Source organism: Leifsonia sp. 10L418 (assembly GCF_056395445.1).
The window spans coordinates 632881-647566 of sequence record NZ_JBFTJN010000002.1 but is presented as its reverse complement, the minus strand read 5'-3'; the positions used below and the strand labels follow the sequence as shown (position 1 = coordinate 647566).

At 64.8% G+C, this 14686-nt stretch carries 15 protein-coding genes; 7 read left to right on the top strand and 8 right to left on the bottom strand.

The window, feature by feature from the left end; translation table 11 throughout:
- Positions 1-155 precede the first annotated feature (155 nt).
- From AC1DCF_RS06360 to AC1DCF_RS06335, 6 genes are all read right to left on the bottom strand, one after another.
- Positions 156-896, bottom strand: coding sequence for a gamma-glutamyl-gamma-aminobutyrate hydrolase family protein (locus AC1DCF_RS06360; protein WP_477210295.1), 741 nt, complete (start codon positions 894-896; stop codon positions 156-158).
- Positions 889-1671: a 3-oxoacyl-ACP reductase gene (locus AC1DCF_RS06355; protein ID WP_441789507.1), complete on the bottom strand. Its 783-nt coding sequence runs from the start codon at positions 1669-1671 to the stop codon at positions 889-891. Before AC1DCF_RS06355 ends, AC1DCF_RS06360 begins: the two co-directional genes overlap by 8 nt.
- Positions 1672-1738: 67 nt before the next feature.
- Complete coding sequence (locus AC1DCF_RS06350; protein ID WP_477210294.1) at positions 1739-3148, bottom strand: aldehyde dehydrogenase family protein; 1410 nt, start codon at positions 3146-3148, stop codon at positions 1739-1741.
- A gap of 5 nt (positions 3149-3153) precedes the next feature.
- Positions 3154-4533 carry a glutamine synthetase family protein gene (locus AC1DCF_RS06345; RefSeq protein ID WP_477210293.1) on the bottom strand — a complete coding sequence of 460 codons (1380 nt, stop codon included), beginning with the start codon at positions 4531-4533 and terminating at the stop codon, positions 3154-3156.
- Positions 4534-4546: 13 nt separating this feature from the next.
- Positions 4547-5278 carry a FadR/GntR family transcriptional regulator gene (locus AC1DCF_RS06340; protein WP_477210292.1) on the bottom strand — a complete coding sequence of 244 codons (732 nt, stop codon included), beginning with the start codon at positions 5276-5278 and terminating at the stop codon, positions 4547-4549.
- A 4-nt stretch (positions 5279-5282) separates the two neighbouring features.
- Entirely contained in the window at positions 5283-6830 is a 1548-nt protein-coding gene (locus AC1DCF_RS06335; protein WP_477210291.1) for an amino acid permease, read from the bottom strand.
- Positions 6831-7084: 254 nt separating this feature from the next.
- Between AC1DCF_RS06335 and AC1DCF_RS06330 the strand changes: the two genes are divergently transcribed.
- A complete protein-coding gene (locus AC1DCF_RS06330; protein WP_441789502.1) occupies positions 7085-7411 on the top strand; it encodes a DMT family transporter in 327 nt (108 codons plus the stop codon).
- 112 nt (positions 7412-7523) lie between these two features.
- On the opposite strand, the gene AC1DCF_RS06325 is transcribed toward AC1DCF_RS06330, so the two are convergent.
- On the bottom strand, positions 7524-8234 hold the full coding sequence (locus AC1DCF_RS06325; protein ID WP_477210290.1) for an MgtC/SapB family protein: 711 nt from the start codon (positions 8232-8234) through the stop codon (positions 7524-7526).
- Between the two features lie 243 nt (positions 8235-8477).
- Between AC1DCF_RS06325 and AC1DCF_RS06320 the strand changes: the two genes are divergently transcribed.
- From AC1DCF_RS06320 to AC1DCF_RS06295, 6 genes are all read left to right on the top strand, one after another.
- Positions 8478-9611 (top strand): ABC transporter substrate-binding protein, encoded by a 1134-nt coding sequence (locus AC1DCF_RS06320; protein WP_477210289.1) that lies wholly within the window; start codon positions 8478-8480, stop codon positions 9609-9611.
- A gap of 6 nt (positions 9612-9617) precedes the next feature.
- Positions 9618-10559 (top strand): ABC transporter permease, encoded by a 942-nt coding sequence (locus AC1DCF_RS06315; protein ID WP_477210288.1) that lies wholly within the window; start codon positions 9618-9620, stop codon positions 10557-10559.
- Positions 10556-11422, top strand: coding sequence for an ABC transporter permease (locus AC1DCF_RS06310; RefSeq protein WP_441789498.1), 867 nt, complete (start codon positions 10556-10558; stop codon positions 11420-11422). The genes AC1DCF_RS06315 and AC1DCF_RS06310 overlap by 4 nt, the downstream gene beginning before the upstream one ends.
- On the top strand, positions 11419-12486 hold the full coding sequence (locus AC1DCF_RS06305) for an ABC transporter ATP-binding protein (RefSeq protein WP_477210287.1): 1068 nt from the start codon (positions 11419-11421) through the stop codon (positions 12484-12486). The genes AC1DCF_RS06310 and AC1DCF_RS06305 overlap by 4 nt, the downstream gene beginning before the upstream one ends.
- 166 nt (positions 12487-12652) lie before the next feature.
- The gene (locus AC1DCF_RS06300) at positions 12653-12949 is read left to right on the top strand and encodes a DUF6412 domain-containing protein (RefSeq protein WP_477210286.1); all 297 of its coding nucleotides are present in this window, start codon (positions 12653-12655) and stop codon (positions 12947-12949) included.
- Positions 12950-13074: 125 nt separating this feature from the next.
- On the top strand, positions 13075-13863 hold the full coding sequence (locus tag AC1DCF_RS06295) for a YidC/Oxa1 family membrane protein insertase (RefSeq protein WP_477210285.1): 789 nt from the start codon (positions 13075-13077) through the stop codon (positions 13861-13863).
- A 141-nt stretch (positions 13864-14004) separates the two neighbouring features.
- Here the strand turns inward: AC1DCF_RS06295 and AC1DCF_RS06290 are convergent, their stop codons facing one another.
- Complete coding sequence (locus tag AC1DCF_RS06290; protein WP_477210284.1) at positions 14005-14661, bottom strand: histidine phosphatase family protein; 657 nt, start codon at positions 14659-14661, stop codon at positions 14005-14007.
- Between the last annotated feature and the right edge of the window lie 25 nt (positions 14662-14686).

Genomic DNA, 14686 nt, shown 5'->3' with positions numbered 1-14686 from the left:
ACCATCGCAACGCCCTCTGGCGCCCCTTGGGCTCCCGCACGTGCTGGTCCATCGATCTGCGCACACCCCGCGCACAGCATTGACAGCCCACAGTATCGGCCCTCCGCACGCACCAACAGCCCCGCAAACGGGGCAGGATGCCGGTGGCCGGCCGGTCACGGTCGCGTCGCCGCGCTCACCAACCCGTCAAAGAGCCCCGTGTCGGCGTCGGTCTCTGGATGCCACTGCACGGCCACCTCAAACCGGTCGCCGCCGGATTCCATCGCCTCGATGATCCCGTCACCCGCGTAGGCGGTGGCGACGAAACCCGGGTGGCTGCCGACCGACTGATGGTGATGGCACGGAACCGCGAGCGAGGAACCAGCGAGCAGTCTCGATATCCGATGACCGGGGAGAATGCTCACCTCGACCTCGGTATACCCGCTCGGGCTGCCCGAGTGCAGATCGTGCCCGACCGCATCGGGAACGTGCTGAATCAGCGCGCCACCAGCCCGAACCGCCATCAGCTGCATCCCGCGACAGATGCCGAGAAGGGGCAGCTTCCGTTCGGCGGCGGCATCGAGCAGCCACATTTCCGAGGCGTCGCGGTCGTCGTACCAGGCGGTCACGCTCGCATCCGCTGGTTGCCCATAGAGCGCCGGGTTGAGATCGGCGCCCCCCGCGATGATCAACCCGTCGAGCCGGGCGATCACCGCGCGCGCGGCATCCGCCGACTCCAGCGGCGGAATCAGCAGCGGCACGCCACCGGCCGCGGCGACCGACTGCGCGTAGGACGCCGGCAGCAGGTCGGCGCTCACCCGTTGCCAGGTGCCCCAATCGGCGGGCTGCCGGTAGGTGCTGATCCCGATCAGCGGCAGGTCCGATGATGAGCGCGCAGCGAGCGGATGCTCAGTCAAAGTCGGAATCCAGCGGAGTCACGTAGGCGTTCGAGAGACCTCCGTCGACCAAGAAATCGGTCGCGGTGATGAAGCTCGATTCGTCGCTGGCAAGGAACGCGACCGCGTTGGCGATCTCCTCCGGCTCGGCGAACCGGCCCATCGGCACGTGGACCAGGCGACGGGCGGCCCGATCCGGATCGCTCGCGAACAGCTCCTGCAGCAGCGGGGTGTTGACCGGGCCGGGGCAGAGCGAGTTCACCCGGATGCCCTTGCGCGCGAACTGCACCCCGAGCTCGCGGGTCATCGCCAGCACGCCGCCCTTCGAGGCGGTGTAGGAGATCTGCGACGTCGCGGCCCCCATGATCGCCACGAACGAGGCCGTGTTGATGATCGAGCCCTTGCCCTGCTCGAGCATGTACGGCAGCGCTGCCTTGCAGCAGAGGTAGACGCTGGTCAGGTTGACCTCCTGCACTTTGCGCCAGGCGTCGATGCCGGTCTTCAAAATGGAGTCGTCGTCGGGCGGTGAGATCCCAGCGTTGTTGAACGCAATATCGACGCTGCCGTACGTGGCCTTGGCGTGGGCGAAGAGCGCCTCGACCTCCGCCTCGTCGGTGACGTTGGTCTTAATGAAGGAGCCGCCGAGCTCGGCCGCGATGCGCGGACCGTTCACCTCATCGAGGTCACCGATGACGACCTTCGCGCCCTCAGCCACAAACTTGCGCGCGGTGGCCAACCCGATTCCGGAGCAGCCTCCGGTGATGACGCCGACTTTTCCTTCGAGTTTTCCGCTCATGGGTGATGTGTCCGTTCTCTTCTGTTCTGTACGCTGACGGTGCTGCAATGAATTGATAAGTGGATGTTTAGGGTTCCGTTGAGATGAACACGTTCTTCACCTCCGAGAACGAGTCGGGAGCATCGGGGCCGAGCTCCCGGCCGAGGCCGGACTGCTTGAAACCACCGAATGGTGTCCAGTAGCGCACCGACGAGTGCGAGTTGATCGACAGGTTGCCGCTGTCGACCCCGCGGGCCACACGCAGCGCCCGGCCGACGTCGGCCGTGAAAATCGAGCCGGACAGGCCGTACTCGGTGTCGTTGGCCTTTTTGAGTGCATCCGCCTCATCGCGAAACGGCATCACCGCGACGACCGGGCCGAAGAGCTCCTCGCGCCAGACCGGGTCGGCGGCGCTGCGTGGCAGCACGACCGTCGGCGGCAGCCAGAAGCCCTCGCTTCCGGTCACGGTTTCGCCTGTATAGGCCACGTCGGCCGCGTCGATGTACGCCGAGACCGCATCCCGCTGCCGGGCCGACACCATCGGCCCCATCTGTGCGGTCTCCAGCGACGGGTCGCTCACCGAGAAGCGTTTCACCGCCGGTTCGAGCAGGGCGAGAAACTTCTCGTAGACGCTCTCCTGCACCAGGATGCGGGAGCGCGCGCAGCAGTCCTGGCCCGCGTTATCGAAGGCGCCGCCCGGTGCCGCGGCTGCGGCCTTCTCCAGGTCGGCGTCGGCGAAGATGATGTTCGCGCTCTTGCCACCGAGTTCGAGGGTGAGCCGCTTGACCTGGTCGGCGCAGCCGCGCATGATTCCCTTGCCCACCTCGGTGGAGCCGGTGAAGGCCACCTTGCGCACGAGCGGATGCGTGACGAACCGCGCGCCGACGACCGACCCCTTGCCGGGAATCACGGTGAACACGCCCTCCGGCAGCCCGGCTTCGAGTGCGAGTTCGGCCAGCCGCAGCGCGGTCAGCGGGGTGATCTCTGCGGGCTTCAGCACGACCGTGTTGCCCGCGGCAAGCGCCGGGGCGAACCCCCAGCCGGCGATCGGCATCGGAAAGTTCCACGGCACGATGATGCCGACGACGCCGAGCGGTTCGTGGAATGTCACGTCGAGGCCGCCGGCGACAGGAATCTGCCGACCGAAGTGACGCTCGGGCGCGGCCGAGTAGTAGTTGAGCACGTCGCGCACGTTTCCGGCTTCCCACCGGGCGTTGCCGATCGTGTGCCCGGAGTTCGCCACTTCGAGCCAGGCGAGCTCCTCGATGTGGGCTTCAACGACGTTCGCGAACGAGCGCAGCAACCGGGCGCGCTCCCCCGGCGCCACGGCCCGCCAGCCGGTGAAAGCGCGATGGGCACGCTCGATGGCGGCATCCGTCTCGCGTAGATCGGCTTGGTGCACTGAGGTGAGCACCCGGGCCGTGGCCGGGTTGATCACCTCGAAGGTGCCTCCGGCCGAGAAAACCGAAGAAGGAAAAGTCAGGTCGAGCGCAGCCATGAGAGTTAGAGCCTTTCGAACCCGCGGCGGAGTTCCCAGTCGGTGATGGCGGAATCGAATGCAGCGATCTCGACATCCGCGTAGTTGACGTAGTGCTTGACGACATCCGCGCCGAACACCTCCTTGGCGATCGTCGAGTTCGCGAAGAGGTCACGTGCCTCGTGCATCGTCGTCGGCACGGTCGGGGCGCCGGAGGTGTAGCCGCTGCCCGTGGTGACGGGTTCGAGCTCGAGCTCGTGTTCAATGCCGTAGAGACCGCCGGCGAGCATGGCGGTGAGCGCCAGGTAGGGGTTGACGTCGCCGCCCGGCAGCCGGTTCTCCATCCGGGCGCTCTGGCCGTGCCCGACCAGGCGTACAGAGCAGGTGCGGTTGTCGAGACCCCAGGCGACGGCGGTCGGTGCGAACGACCCCTTCACGAACCTTTTGTACGAGTTGATGTTGGGCGCATAGAAGAGGGTGAACTCGCGCATGGTGTGCAGCACGCCGGCGATGAAGTGGTCGTAGAGCGCGGTGCGCTCCCCCTTTTCTTCATCGCAGAAGACCAGTTCGCCATCCAGACCGCGCAGCGACATGTGCACGTGGCAGGAGCTGCCGTCGCGCGCATTCGGCTTGGCCATGAACGTCATCGACTTGCCCTGCAGGTGGGCGATGTCTTTGGCCGCCGTCTTGTAGACGGCGTGGTTGTCGGCGGTGGTGATCACCTCGTCGTACTTGAAAGCGATCTCGTGCTGGCCGAAGTTGCACTCCCCCTTGGCCGACTCCACGGTCATCCCGGCCTCGTACATCGTGTTGCGGATGGTGCGGAGCAACGGTTCGACCCGGCTGGAGCCGAGGATCGAGTAGTCGACGTTGTACTGGTTCGCGGGGGTGAGTTCGAGGTAGCGCTTGTTCCAGGCATCCTCGAACGTGTTCTCGTAGATCATGAACTCGAGCTCGGTGCCCGACAGCGCCTTCCAACCGTGGCCGGCGGCCTTCTCGACCTGCTTCCGCAACATGGTGCGCGGCGACATCGGCACCGGGCTTCCGTCGATCAGGCTGAGGTCGCACTGGATCATCACGGTTCCTGCACGGTGCGGCAGACGACGGATGGTGTCGAAGTCCATCACGAAGAGCATGTCGCCGTAGCCCTTCTCCCACGAGGTGCTGTCGTAGCCGTCGACGGTGTTCATCTCCACGTCGACGGCGAGCAGGTAGTTGCAGCCCTCCGTCCCGTGTTCCAGAGTCGATTCCAGAAAAAATGCCGCGTGCAGGAATTTGCCCTGCAATCGCCCCTGCATATCGGTGAAGGCCAGCACCACAGTGTCGATTTCGCCGCTGCCGATCACGCTTTTCAACGTCTCAACAGTGAGCATGCGGTCATTGCGGGGGTGAGAGTTCTTCGTCATTGCTTCCAACCGCTCATTTCAGTAGTCCCTTCAGAAGTGCGGCAGTTCCGTCACAGTGTTCCTCCATGACGAAACGTGCGATGTCGGCATCCCCGTCGAGAATGGCGCGCACGATCTTTCGGTGTTGGTGATTCGAATTTGTGATGTTCTTCTGCAAGAACGGGATCTCGCCGAGAAACTGATGCACTTTGGCCTGGATGTGGCTGCTTGATTTGGTGAGTTCGCGCGAACCACAGACCGCGGCGATCGCCAAGTGCAGACGCGCATCCGCCTGTCGGTAGTCGGCCGGAGTCGGTGCTCCCTCCACCGCCTGGAGGCTGTCGGCCAGCAGCTTCCGGTCGGCCTCGGTCAGGGCGGTGGATGCGGCGCTGAAGCAGGCGCCCGGTTCGATCACCCGGCGAAAGATCAGGATGTCGTCGATCTCTTCCTGCCGGTCGCTGTTCGGGGTCTGATCGGGGAGCCGGGCGTTTTCAACCAGCCCGACGATCGTGCCGCCGGTTCGGCCTCGCGTGGTGGAGACCAAACCGGCGGCGCGCAAGGCGCTGATCGCCTCCCGCAGCGTCGCCCGCGACACGTCGAGCTTCTCCGCCAGGATTCGCTCAGGGGGCAGCTTCGAGCCTGACTCGAAGATGCCGAGCTGAATCGCCGATCCGAGCTGTTCGACACACGACTCGAAAGCCATGTGCCCGCGCACCGGACGGAGGATTGCATCGATCAGTGGCGAGGTCGCGCCGGGGAGGTCCATGCGACTACTCGAGCAGCTTGTCGGCGTCGATGGTGAGGTGTTCGGCCTCATCTCGGGTCATGAAGTGTTTCTTGCCCTTCGCGAACCAGAGGATGGTCGCGAAGATCACCACGACCGCGACGGCGATCGGCGCGTAGTTGAAGGTGTCGATGTTAATCGGGAACACCGGCGGCAGCACGAACAGGATGCAAATGAAGACCACCCAGACCACGGCGACCCAGCCGATGAACGGGCTCCACTTGCCCAAGTGCCACGGGCCGGGCGTGAAGTCCTTGTTCCGACGACGTAGGAAGACCGGTGTCACATAGGCGATGTATAGACCGATCACCGCGACACTGGTCACCGCCAGGTAGGCGGTGGTGTTGAACAGCGCGGGAACAACGAGCACGATCGCGGCGGCGACACAGAGCCAGATCGAGTTTGTCGGGGTTTTGGTGCGCGGGTTGACCTTGGCCCAGATCTTCGAACCGGGGATCGCGTTGTCGCGGGAGAACGCGTAGCTCATCCGCGAGTTGGCCGTGACGGATGCCATGCCACAGAAGAACTGCGCCCCACAGACGATGAACAGCAAGAACTTCGCCATCGTCGGGTTGTTCAGCGCGTCGAGGAAGATCTGCGCGGGCGGCAGACCGGTCTCTGAGCCGAGCAGTTTGTTCAAACCGTCAGACGAGCCATCCTGAATCGCGGCGGTGATCGAGAACAGCAGGATCCACCCACCGATGATCGAGATGAGCACGCTCATCACGATGCCCTTCGGGGCGGCGATCGCGGCGTTCTTAGTCTCTTCTGCCACGTGAGCGGATGCGTCGTAGCCGGTGTACGTGTACTGGGCCATCAGCAGACCCATCAGGAACACGTAGGGCGCGAACGACCAACCGGTCTCGTTGTGCCAGGCCGTCATCGTCCAGCTGAACGACTGGTGGCTGGTCGGCATGACCCAGAGCACACCGACGATGAAGAGCACACCGACGATGTGCCACCACGCCGAAACGTTCGAGAGCAGGCCGACCAGATTCACGCCGAAGGTGTTCAGCAGACCGTGGATGACGATGAGGACGATGAACAGGCCGAACGTGTTCGCCGCGGTCGGCTCGACACCGAAGGTGAGCGACGCGAACGCCATCATCGTGGTGGCGGCCCCGAAGTCGATGGCTGCGGTGACGGCAACCTCACCGAGGAAGTTGAACCAGCCGACGTACCAGGCCCAGGCCCGCTTGTTGCGTTTGGCGAGGCGCCCGGCCCAGAAATAGAGGCCGCCGGCGGTGGGGTATCGCGAACACACTTCGGCCATTGCCAGGGCGACGCAGAGCACGAAGAGTCCGACGATCGGCCAGCCGAGGTTGATGGCGGCCGGACCGCCCGATTTCAGTGCGATCGCATACGAGGTGATGCAGCCGGCGAGGATCGAGATGATCGAGAATGAGACCGCGAAGTTGGAGAAGCCCGACATCCCGCGGTGAAGTTCTTGTTTGTAGCCAAGTTTGGCGAGTTCAGCCGCATCCGCATCTGCGAGATTTTGGGCATCCGACGCCGTTGTCGTTTTTTCACTCATTAATGTTCACTGCCTATCTGTTAGAGATGACACAGTTGACGATGTTGACTGATTGTGGCGCGGGCTCCATGATGATGTCAATGGCCTGACGTTAGACATTAAACGCCCCCAATCGGGGGATCTGCCCGACCGAGCGCCCGCCCTTTTCCCGCCGAGACATCGCCGAGACCCCGTAGTTACCTGCCGAGGCCCCGCCGAAACTGTGTCGAAAACCCTGTCGAAACCTGACGCCGAACCGTAAGGACCACCGCATCTTGGGCTATCTTTTTCTGGCCTTGGCCATCGTCGCCGAGGTCATTGCGACGACTTTTCTCAAGTACACCGCCGGCGAAAACCCGAAGTGGTGGGCGTATGTCGTCGTGGTCGTCGGGTATGTGGCTTCGTTCACCGCGCTTTCGCAGTCGCTCAGCCGTGGCGTGCCGCTCGGCATCGCCTACGCGATCTGGTCGGCCATCGGTGTGGTCTGCATCGTGCTGGTCAGCTGGGTCTTCTTCAAGGAGTCGCTGACCTGGATGCAGATCGTCGGCCTCGTGCTTGTGATCGGCGGCGTCGGCCTTCTCGAGCTCGGCGGCAAGCACTAATCGGTGGTCGAGCCCTAATCGGTGGTCGAGCTTGTCGAGACCCGGTGGGCCAGTCTCGAGACCCGGTTGCGTGATTTCGACAGGCTCAATCACCGGGCCGGTGCGAGACGAGCTACTCGTTCTCGTCTTTGGTGACCTGCACAGAGATCACTCCACGAATCTCCGACAGACCCTCGACGAGGTCTTCGAGCGGGCCTTTGCCGTGCCGAAAGCGCATGTCGGCCTCGACGCGCGGCACCTTTCCGGCGACTTCGATGCGACGGGTCTTGGCGAGGGATGCCTCGTAGCCGAGCTCGGTGGCGCGGGTGAGAATATCGCGCAGCACTCCTCGGCCCTCCTTGTAGGAGACGACGAAAACCTGATCCTTGTCGATCGACGGGATGCGGCGGCCGATCAGGGGCAGCAGGGTGACGGCCACCAGGTGCAAGCCCGTCGCGATCACCGCGATGACCGGCATCCCCGCTCCGCAGGCCATGCCGATGGCGGCAGCCATCCAGACCGTCGCTGCGGTGGTGAGCCCATTGACCACGTTCTGACGCACAAAGATGACGCCGGCCCCCAGAAAGCCGATGCCCGACACGACCTGCGCCGCGATGCGCGAGGGGTCAAGGACGACATCCGGACCGGTCACGGCGCTGAACCCGTAGGCCGAGATCAGGGTGAACACTGCGGCGCCCAGCCCAACGAGCGTGTGGGTGCGCAGGCCGGCGCTCTTCAGTTTGCGCTGCCGCTCGATGCCGACGACGGCCGACAAAACGAACGCCAGCAGCAGCAGAACCACCTCGGTCAGCGTGGAGTCTGTGAAGAAATCGATACGCAGCATGTGCCCCCTTGATAGCAAGGCCGCGTCGAAGGGCGCCTCGACCGGCCGAAAATCGACGCGAACTTTCACCCTAGGCCATGCCCGTCGCGCCTCAGCGCATCTATACCAAAGAACCGCGCGTTAACCAAATCGTAACCCCCATTCCACCTCGTTGCTGCGCTAGCATGACGAGCGGTAGCCAGCAGCCGGCACCCAACTGTCCGTCACAGCACGGACGGCCTGAAGTTGGTCCACGGAGGAACAATGTTCAAGACTCGAACGGCCACCGCCTTCCTCGCGGTTGCCACAGTTGCAGCTCTCACACTCAGCGGATGCAGTACCGGCGGAACCAGCGAAAGCACCTCCAGCGGTTCGGCCGTCGACGCGGCAACCGCGACAAGCGCCGCCGACTTCGGTGGTCTTGACCAGCTGGTCGACGCGGCCAAGAAGGAGGGCACGCTCAACGTCATCGCCCTCCCCGACACCTGGGCCAACTACGGCAAGATCATCGCGGCCTTCAAAGAGAAGTACGGCCTCACCGTCAACTCGGCCAACCCCGAGGGATCGAGCGCCGACGAGATCAAGGCCGCCCAAGACAACAAGGGTCAGGACACCGCGCCCGACGTCTTCGACCTCGGCGCCGCCGTCGCCCTGGCCAACACCGACATGTTCGCGCCGTACCAGGTGGCGAACTGGGGCGACATCCCGACCGACAACAAGGAAGCCACGGGCCTCTGGGTCAACGACTACACCGGCGCCATGTCGGTCGGCTACAACTCGAACAAGTACCCGAAGCCGGCCAGCCTCGATGATCTGCTGAAGGCCGACTACAAGGGTGCCGTCGCCATCAACGGCGACCCGACCCAGTCGGGCGCGGCCTTTGCCGCTGTCGGTCTGGCCACGGTGCAGAGCGGTGGAACACTCGACAATTTCCAGCCGGGAATCGACTTCTTCGGCAAGCTCAACACCGCCGGCAACTTCCTCACCGTGAACCCGACCCCCGCGACAATCGCCTCGGGTGAGACCGGCGTGGTCTTCGACTGGAGCTACACCAACCTTGCTGCCGCAGCAACGGTCGACGGCTGGAAGGTGACGACCCTCCCGGGCACCGCCTACATCAGCTACTACAACCAGGCGATCAACAAGGATGCCCCGCACCCGGCGGCCGCCCGCCTCTGGCAGGAGTTCATCTTCAGCCCCGAGGCACAGAACCTGTTCCTCGCCGCCGGCGCCTACCCGGTCACCATTGACGCGATGACCGCCGCCGGAACTGTGGACCAGAAGGCCCTCGACACGGTCGGCGAGCTGCCGGCGAACCGTGTCACGCCCACCACGGAGCAGACGGATGCAGCCAACGCATTGCTGGCGAAGAATTGGGCTGCGGCCATCGGCCAGTAGCAGACCATGACTGTCGCTGCTGCGCCAGCCAGCGAGAGCAGTGACGCCGGGGCCCCGCCCCGGCGTCACGATCTCACCGGGCCCGCGCCCATCCGCCGTGCGAAGCGCGGCCTCTCGATTCTCGGGCTGACCCCGTTCGCCTTCTACGTGCTGATCTTTCTCGCCGTGCCGACGATCATCGCCCTCGGAACGGCGCTCTTCGACAACGACGGCAACTTCACGTTCGGCAACATCGCCGCGCTGTTCGATCCAGTCATCCTGAACACCTTCTTTGCGTCGTTCTGGGTGTCGGCGCTGACGGCGGTCGTCGGTGCGATTGTCGGTGCGCTCATTTGCTACGCCTTGCTCGGCACCCGCCCCGACGGGCGGCTGCGGCTGATGATCGAGTCGGCGTCGAGCGTGCTCGCCCAGTTCGGTGGCGTCATGCTTGCCTTCGCGTTCATCGCGACCATCGGAGTGCAGGGCCTGGTCACGGTGTGGCTGGAGTCGACGTTCCACTTCAGCATCTACGCCGACGGAGTCTGGCTCTACACGGTTCCCGGGCTGATCCTGCCCTACATCTACTTTCAGGTACCGCTCATGGTGATCACCTTCCTTCCCGCACTGGACGGGTTGAAACCGCAGTGGGCGGAGGCCAACGCCACGCTCGGCGGCAGCCGGCTCACCTACTGGCTGCGCATCGCCGCCCCGATCCTCGCCCCGGCCTTCTTCGGCAGCCTGCTGCTGCTCTTCGCCAACGCTTTCTCGGCCTATGCCACCGCCGCCGCGCTGATCAGTCAGGGCTCGCAGATCGTGCCGTTGCAAATTCGGGCGGCACTCGTGAGCGAGACGATTCTCGGGCGTGAGAACATGGCCGGCGCACTTGCGCTTGGCATGATCATCGTGATGGTCGTCGTGATGACCGCGTACTCCTTCCTGCAGGCGCGTACGACGAGGTGGCAGAAGTGAGCCGCCGCCCAGCGCAGCGGGTCGGAATCGCGCCGAGCCCCCTGGTGCGGCGTCTGATCCTCGGCATCATCGGGGCGATCTTCGCGATCCCGATTCTCTCGATGATCGAGTTCACCCTGCGCAAAGGCCTAGCCGGTGGCTACACCCTCAGCCATTGGACGGGCCTGTTCGACCCCGCCAACGCCGCGCAATATCAGGTGCTCTACGTCGGCCTGGTCAATTCGCTCATATTGGCCGTTGTCACTGTCGCCATCGTCTTGCTCGTTCTGCTGCCGACCATGGTGTTGGTGCAGCTGAAGTTTCCGGCGCTGCGCCGGGTGCTCGAATTCATCTGCATCATCCCGATCACGGTTCCGGCGATTGTTCTCGTCGTCGGGCTCGCACCGGTGTATTCGGTCGTGGCGTCGATCTTTGGCAGTTCGGTCTGGACACTGTCATTCGCCTACGGCATCACGGTGCTGCCGTATGCCTACCGCACGATCCAGTCGAACCTGGGCGCCATCGACGTGAACACCCTCAGTGAAGCCGCCCGGTCGCTGGGTGCCGGCTGGGGAAGCGTGTTCTGGCGGGTGCTGATCCCCAACCTGCGCCGCGGCATCCTGGCTGCCTCGTTCATCTCGGTGGCCGTGGTGCTCGGCGAGTTCACCATTGCGTCGCTGCTCAGCCGACAGAACCTGCAGACCGCGATTCTGCTGATGTCGCAGAGCGACCCGTACGTCGCGGTCATCATTGCGCTGCTGGCGCTCTTGTTTGTCTTCCTGCTGTTGCTGATCATCGGCCGTTTCGGCGCCGTGACCGGGTCGACGAGCGGGTCGAAGCACACCAAGCGCTCTGAGCGCGCCAAGAAGGAGACCCCATCGTGACGTCACTACCGCCGACCACCTCGCTGTTGAGTTCAGTGCAGGGCGTCGCCGTCGAGCTCTCCCGCATCACGAAAACGTATGGCGCTCAGCACGCGCTGAACGACCTGTCACTGTCGGTGAAACCCGGCGAGTTCGTGGCGCTGCTCGGGCCGAGCGGATGCGGCAAGACCACGGCCTTGCGCGCCCTCGCGGGCCTGGAGACCATCGATTCCGGCACCATCCTGATCAACGGCGAAGACGTGACCGAGCAGCCGACGAACAAGCGCGACATGGGAATGGTTTTTCAGTCCTACTCGCTGTTTCCGCATATGACAGCGGGCGAGAACGTCGAATTCGGGTTGCGGATGCGCAAGGTGAACGCGTCAGACCGGCGTGCCCGCGCGGCCGCAGCACTGTCGATGGTCGGCCTCGACAGCCACCTCAATCGGTATGCGCATGAGCTCAGCGGCGGGCAGCAGCAACGCGTGGCGCTTGCCCGCGCGCTGGTCACCGAACCGCGCGTTCTTCTGCTCGATGAGCCTCTGTCGGCACTCGACGCGAAGGTGCGGGTGCAACTGCGGGAGGAAATCCGCCGGATCCAGACCGAACTCGGCATCACCACGTTGTTCGTGACGCATGACCAAGAGGAAGCACTCGCCGTCGCCGACCGTGTCGCCGTGATGCAGGCCGGAAACATCGAGCAGATCGGCACGCCGGAGGAGCTGTACCGGAGCCCGACGACGCCGTTCGTGGCCGAGTTCATCGGGTTGAGCAACCGGATTCCGGGCATCGTCTCCGCCGGCGGCGTCGAGGTGCTTGGCCAGCGGCTGCCGCTTCTGCATCCTGAAACCGCGAACGGGCCGGTGCTGGTGCTGTTGCGTCCGGAAGACATCAACCTGGCCGCGGCGGGGATCGCCGCGACGGTGGTGTCGTCAAGTTTTCTGGGTTCGCTGCGTCGCACCCGGGTGCGCCTGGCCGACGACACGCTGATCAATGTGCAGCACGGGGTGCGCGAGAATCCCGAGCCGGGCGCGGTCGTGTACCTCACGCTGCACGGCACGCCGGTCGCGGTCGGGCCTGCGTAGGTTCCCTCGTCGAGCTTGACCGTTCCGGTCGAGAATCCCTGTTCCGCCGGTCAAACTCGACCGCAACGCTCAAACTCGGCAGGGAGACACTCAGATCGTGCCCTGGTAGCGTCGGTGCTACACCTCAGAGTGCGCCACCAGCCCGACGATACGACGAAGGAGGATCATGCTCGATTTCATCGCACTCCTCCTGCGCTATTTCGTCGCCAGCCTTGAGCTGGTCTGGGCCGGCTACGGCCCGATCACTGCCCTTGCCGTCGTCGGTGCCGTCGGTGTGACCGCCGCCGCAATCGCGCTCTGTGTCGTGCTTCTGGCCGTGTCGCTCGGCGACCGGGCGTCATCCGTCATCGCGCGCGGCTACTTGCAAACCGTCGACCGGTCTCGGCTCCTCTCGCAGAGCGATCCGAATGCGGCGGGCCGACCGCGCCCTCGAGCCCCGGGATGCGACCCCTCGGTCGCGTAACCCAGCTCACTTCGCTTCGCTCTCTCGGCGCCCTCGCGGCGCTCGCTTGGGGTGCGTTTCGTACGCGCTGTGATTCTGCGCGGCCATCCGGTTCCCATTCCGTATGACCCCAGAAGGACACTTCAATGGACCTCTATACCTTTGGGCCCGTCGCGACAGTTCTCGACGCCGCCTACTCGCTCATCACCGGCCTCGCGGCCGCGCTTCACCCGTTGCTCGGCGCCTCCAGCTCTGCGCTAACGATCGTGCTCATCACTCTTCTCGTTCGCGCACTTCTGATTCCCGTCGGCCTGTCTCAGGCGCGTGCCGCCCAGCAGCGCACCCGCCTCGCCCCGCACCTGGCCGAACTGCAGCGTCGGCACGGAAAAGACAGGGAGGCGCTACAACGCGCCACGATGAAGCTATACGCCGACGAGAAGGCGTCGCCGTTGGCCGGATGTCTGCCGCTGCTCCTGCAGATTCCGGTCGTGTCGACGATTTATGCGTTGTTCATCCTGCCCACGATCAACGGGCATCCGAACAGCCTGCTGAGCGACACGTTGTTCGGCATTCCGCTCGGCTCGAACTTCGCTCATCTGATCTCGACGGGATCCCTGACCTGGCCCGCCTTCGCGGTGTTCGCGGTGCTGATCGCGGTGATCGCCGGGGTCGCTCAGCTGTCCCGCAGGCTACTCCCCCAGCCAATCGCGACGCCCGCTACCGCACCGGCAGCACCCGGGATGCCGGATCTGTCCGGGCTCACCCGTATCCTGGGTTTTCTCCCGTTCATGACGGCGGTGATTGCCGCGTTCGTGCCGCTCGCGGCCGGCGTTTACCTGCTCGTCACGGTGAGCTGGAGTCTTGGCGAGCGCCTGATCCTGCGCCGGATCGTGGGTGCGGGTGGCGAAGCCGATCCGGTGCCGCTGCCCAGCTGACCCCGCATCGCGCGTGCGGCTCCCCATTCGACGGAGATTCTTCAGAAAACAGCTCGATTCGGCTCGAATCCGGGCCGAATCGGGAGAATCTCCGTCGAACGGGAACAGCGTGGGAGATCAGTGCGAGTGGATGCCGCCTGCTCAGTCGGGCAACCCGCCGGGGCCGGTCGCCATCCCCTCGTCGAGTCGCGGGCCGCCGAGGGCGGTGCCGGTCCAGGAGAGCACGGTCCAGCCGTCGGCCGGTGAACCCTCGAGGGTGACCACTCCGGTGTTGTGCAGCACGTGCCGGGAGGCGGTGTCGGCATCCAGATTGAGTGCCTGGCCCGCCGTCCACGCCCGGATGATCTGCCCGTGCGCGACACAGGCGACCGTGCCGTGCCCGCTCGCCGCCGCCTCGTCGATCACTCGGTCAAATCGTCCGAACGTTTCGACGCCGGTGTCCCCGCCCGGCATGCGGCGTTCGAGATCGCCGGCGGCCCAGCCGAACGCGACCTCGTGATAGATCCGAATTGAGGCGGCATCCGTTGCCATCTCGAGGTCGCCGGCGGCGATCTCGCGCAGCCCCTCCCGCACCTGCACCGGCAGTCCGAGGGATGCCGCGAGCGGCGCCGCGGTGAGTTGCGCCCGGGTCTGCACCGACGCGAACAGCACGCCGATGTTCTCGTCGGCGAGGGCGGCCGGGATCGCGGCGGCTTGTTCGAGCCCCAGTTCGGTGAGCCCGGGGCCCGGCACCAGCGTGTCGAGCGCGCCGAGAACGTTCGAGGGGGTCTGCCCGTGTCGGATCAACAACAACCTCATGCGGTGCTCCTTCGTTGTATTCCTT

Excerpts from the sequence above, each read along its gene's own strand:
- AC1DCF_RS06355 (WP_441789507.1), bottom strand. The coding sequence starts at position 1,671 with ATGAGCGGAAAACTCGAAGGAAAAGTCGGCGTCATCACCGGAGGCTGC.
- AC1DCF_RS06350 (WP_477210294.1), bottom strand. The coding sequence starts at position 3,148 with ATGGCTGCGCTCGACCTGACTTTTCCTTCTTCGGTTTTCTCGGCCGGA.
- AC1DCF_RS06345 (WP_477210293.1), bottom strand. The coding sequence starts at position 4,533 with ATGACGAAGAACTCTCACCCCCGCAATGACCGCATGCTCACTGTTGAG.
- AC1DCF_RS06340 (WP_477210292.1), bottom strand. The coding sequence starts at position 5,278 with ATGGACCTCCCCGGCGCGACCTCGCCACTGATCGATGCAATCCTCCGT.
- AC1DCF_RS06335 (WP_477210291.1), bottom strand. The coding sequence starts at position 6,830 with ATGAGTGAAAAAACGACAACGGCGTCGGATGCCCAAAATCTCGCAGAT.
- AC1DCF_RS06325 (WP_477210290.1), bottom strand. The coding sequence starts at position 8,234 with ATGCTGCGTATCGATTTCTTCACAGACTCCACGCTGACCGAGGTGGTT.
- AC1DCF_RS06320 (WP_477210289.1), top strand. The coding sequence starts at position 8,478 with ATGTTCAAGACTCGAACGGCCACCGCCTTCCTCGCGGTTGCCACAGTT.
- AC1DCF_RS06315 (WP_477210288.1), top strand. The coding sequence starts at position 9,618 with ATGACTGTCGCTGCTGCGCCAGCCAGCGAGAGCAGTGACGCCGGGGCC.
- AC1DCF_RS06300 (WP_477210286.1), top strand. The coding sequence starts at position 12,653 with ATGCTCGATTTCATCGCACTCCTCCTGCGCTATTTCGTCGCCAGCCTT.
- AC1DCF_RS06295 (WP_477210285.1), top strand. The coding sequence starts at position 13,075 with ATGGACCTCTATACCTTTGGGCCCGTCGCGACAGTTCTCGACGCCGCC.
- AC1DCF_RS06290 (WP_477210284.1), bottom strand. The coding sequence starts at position 14,661 with ATGAGGTTGTTGTTGATCCGACACGGGCAGACCCCCTCGAACGTTCTC.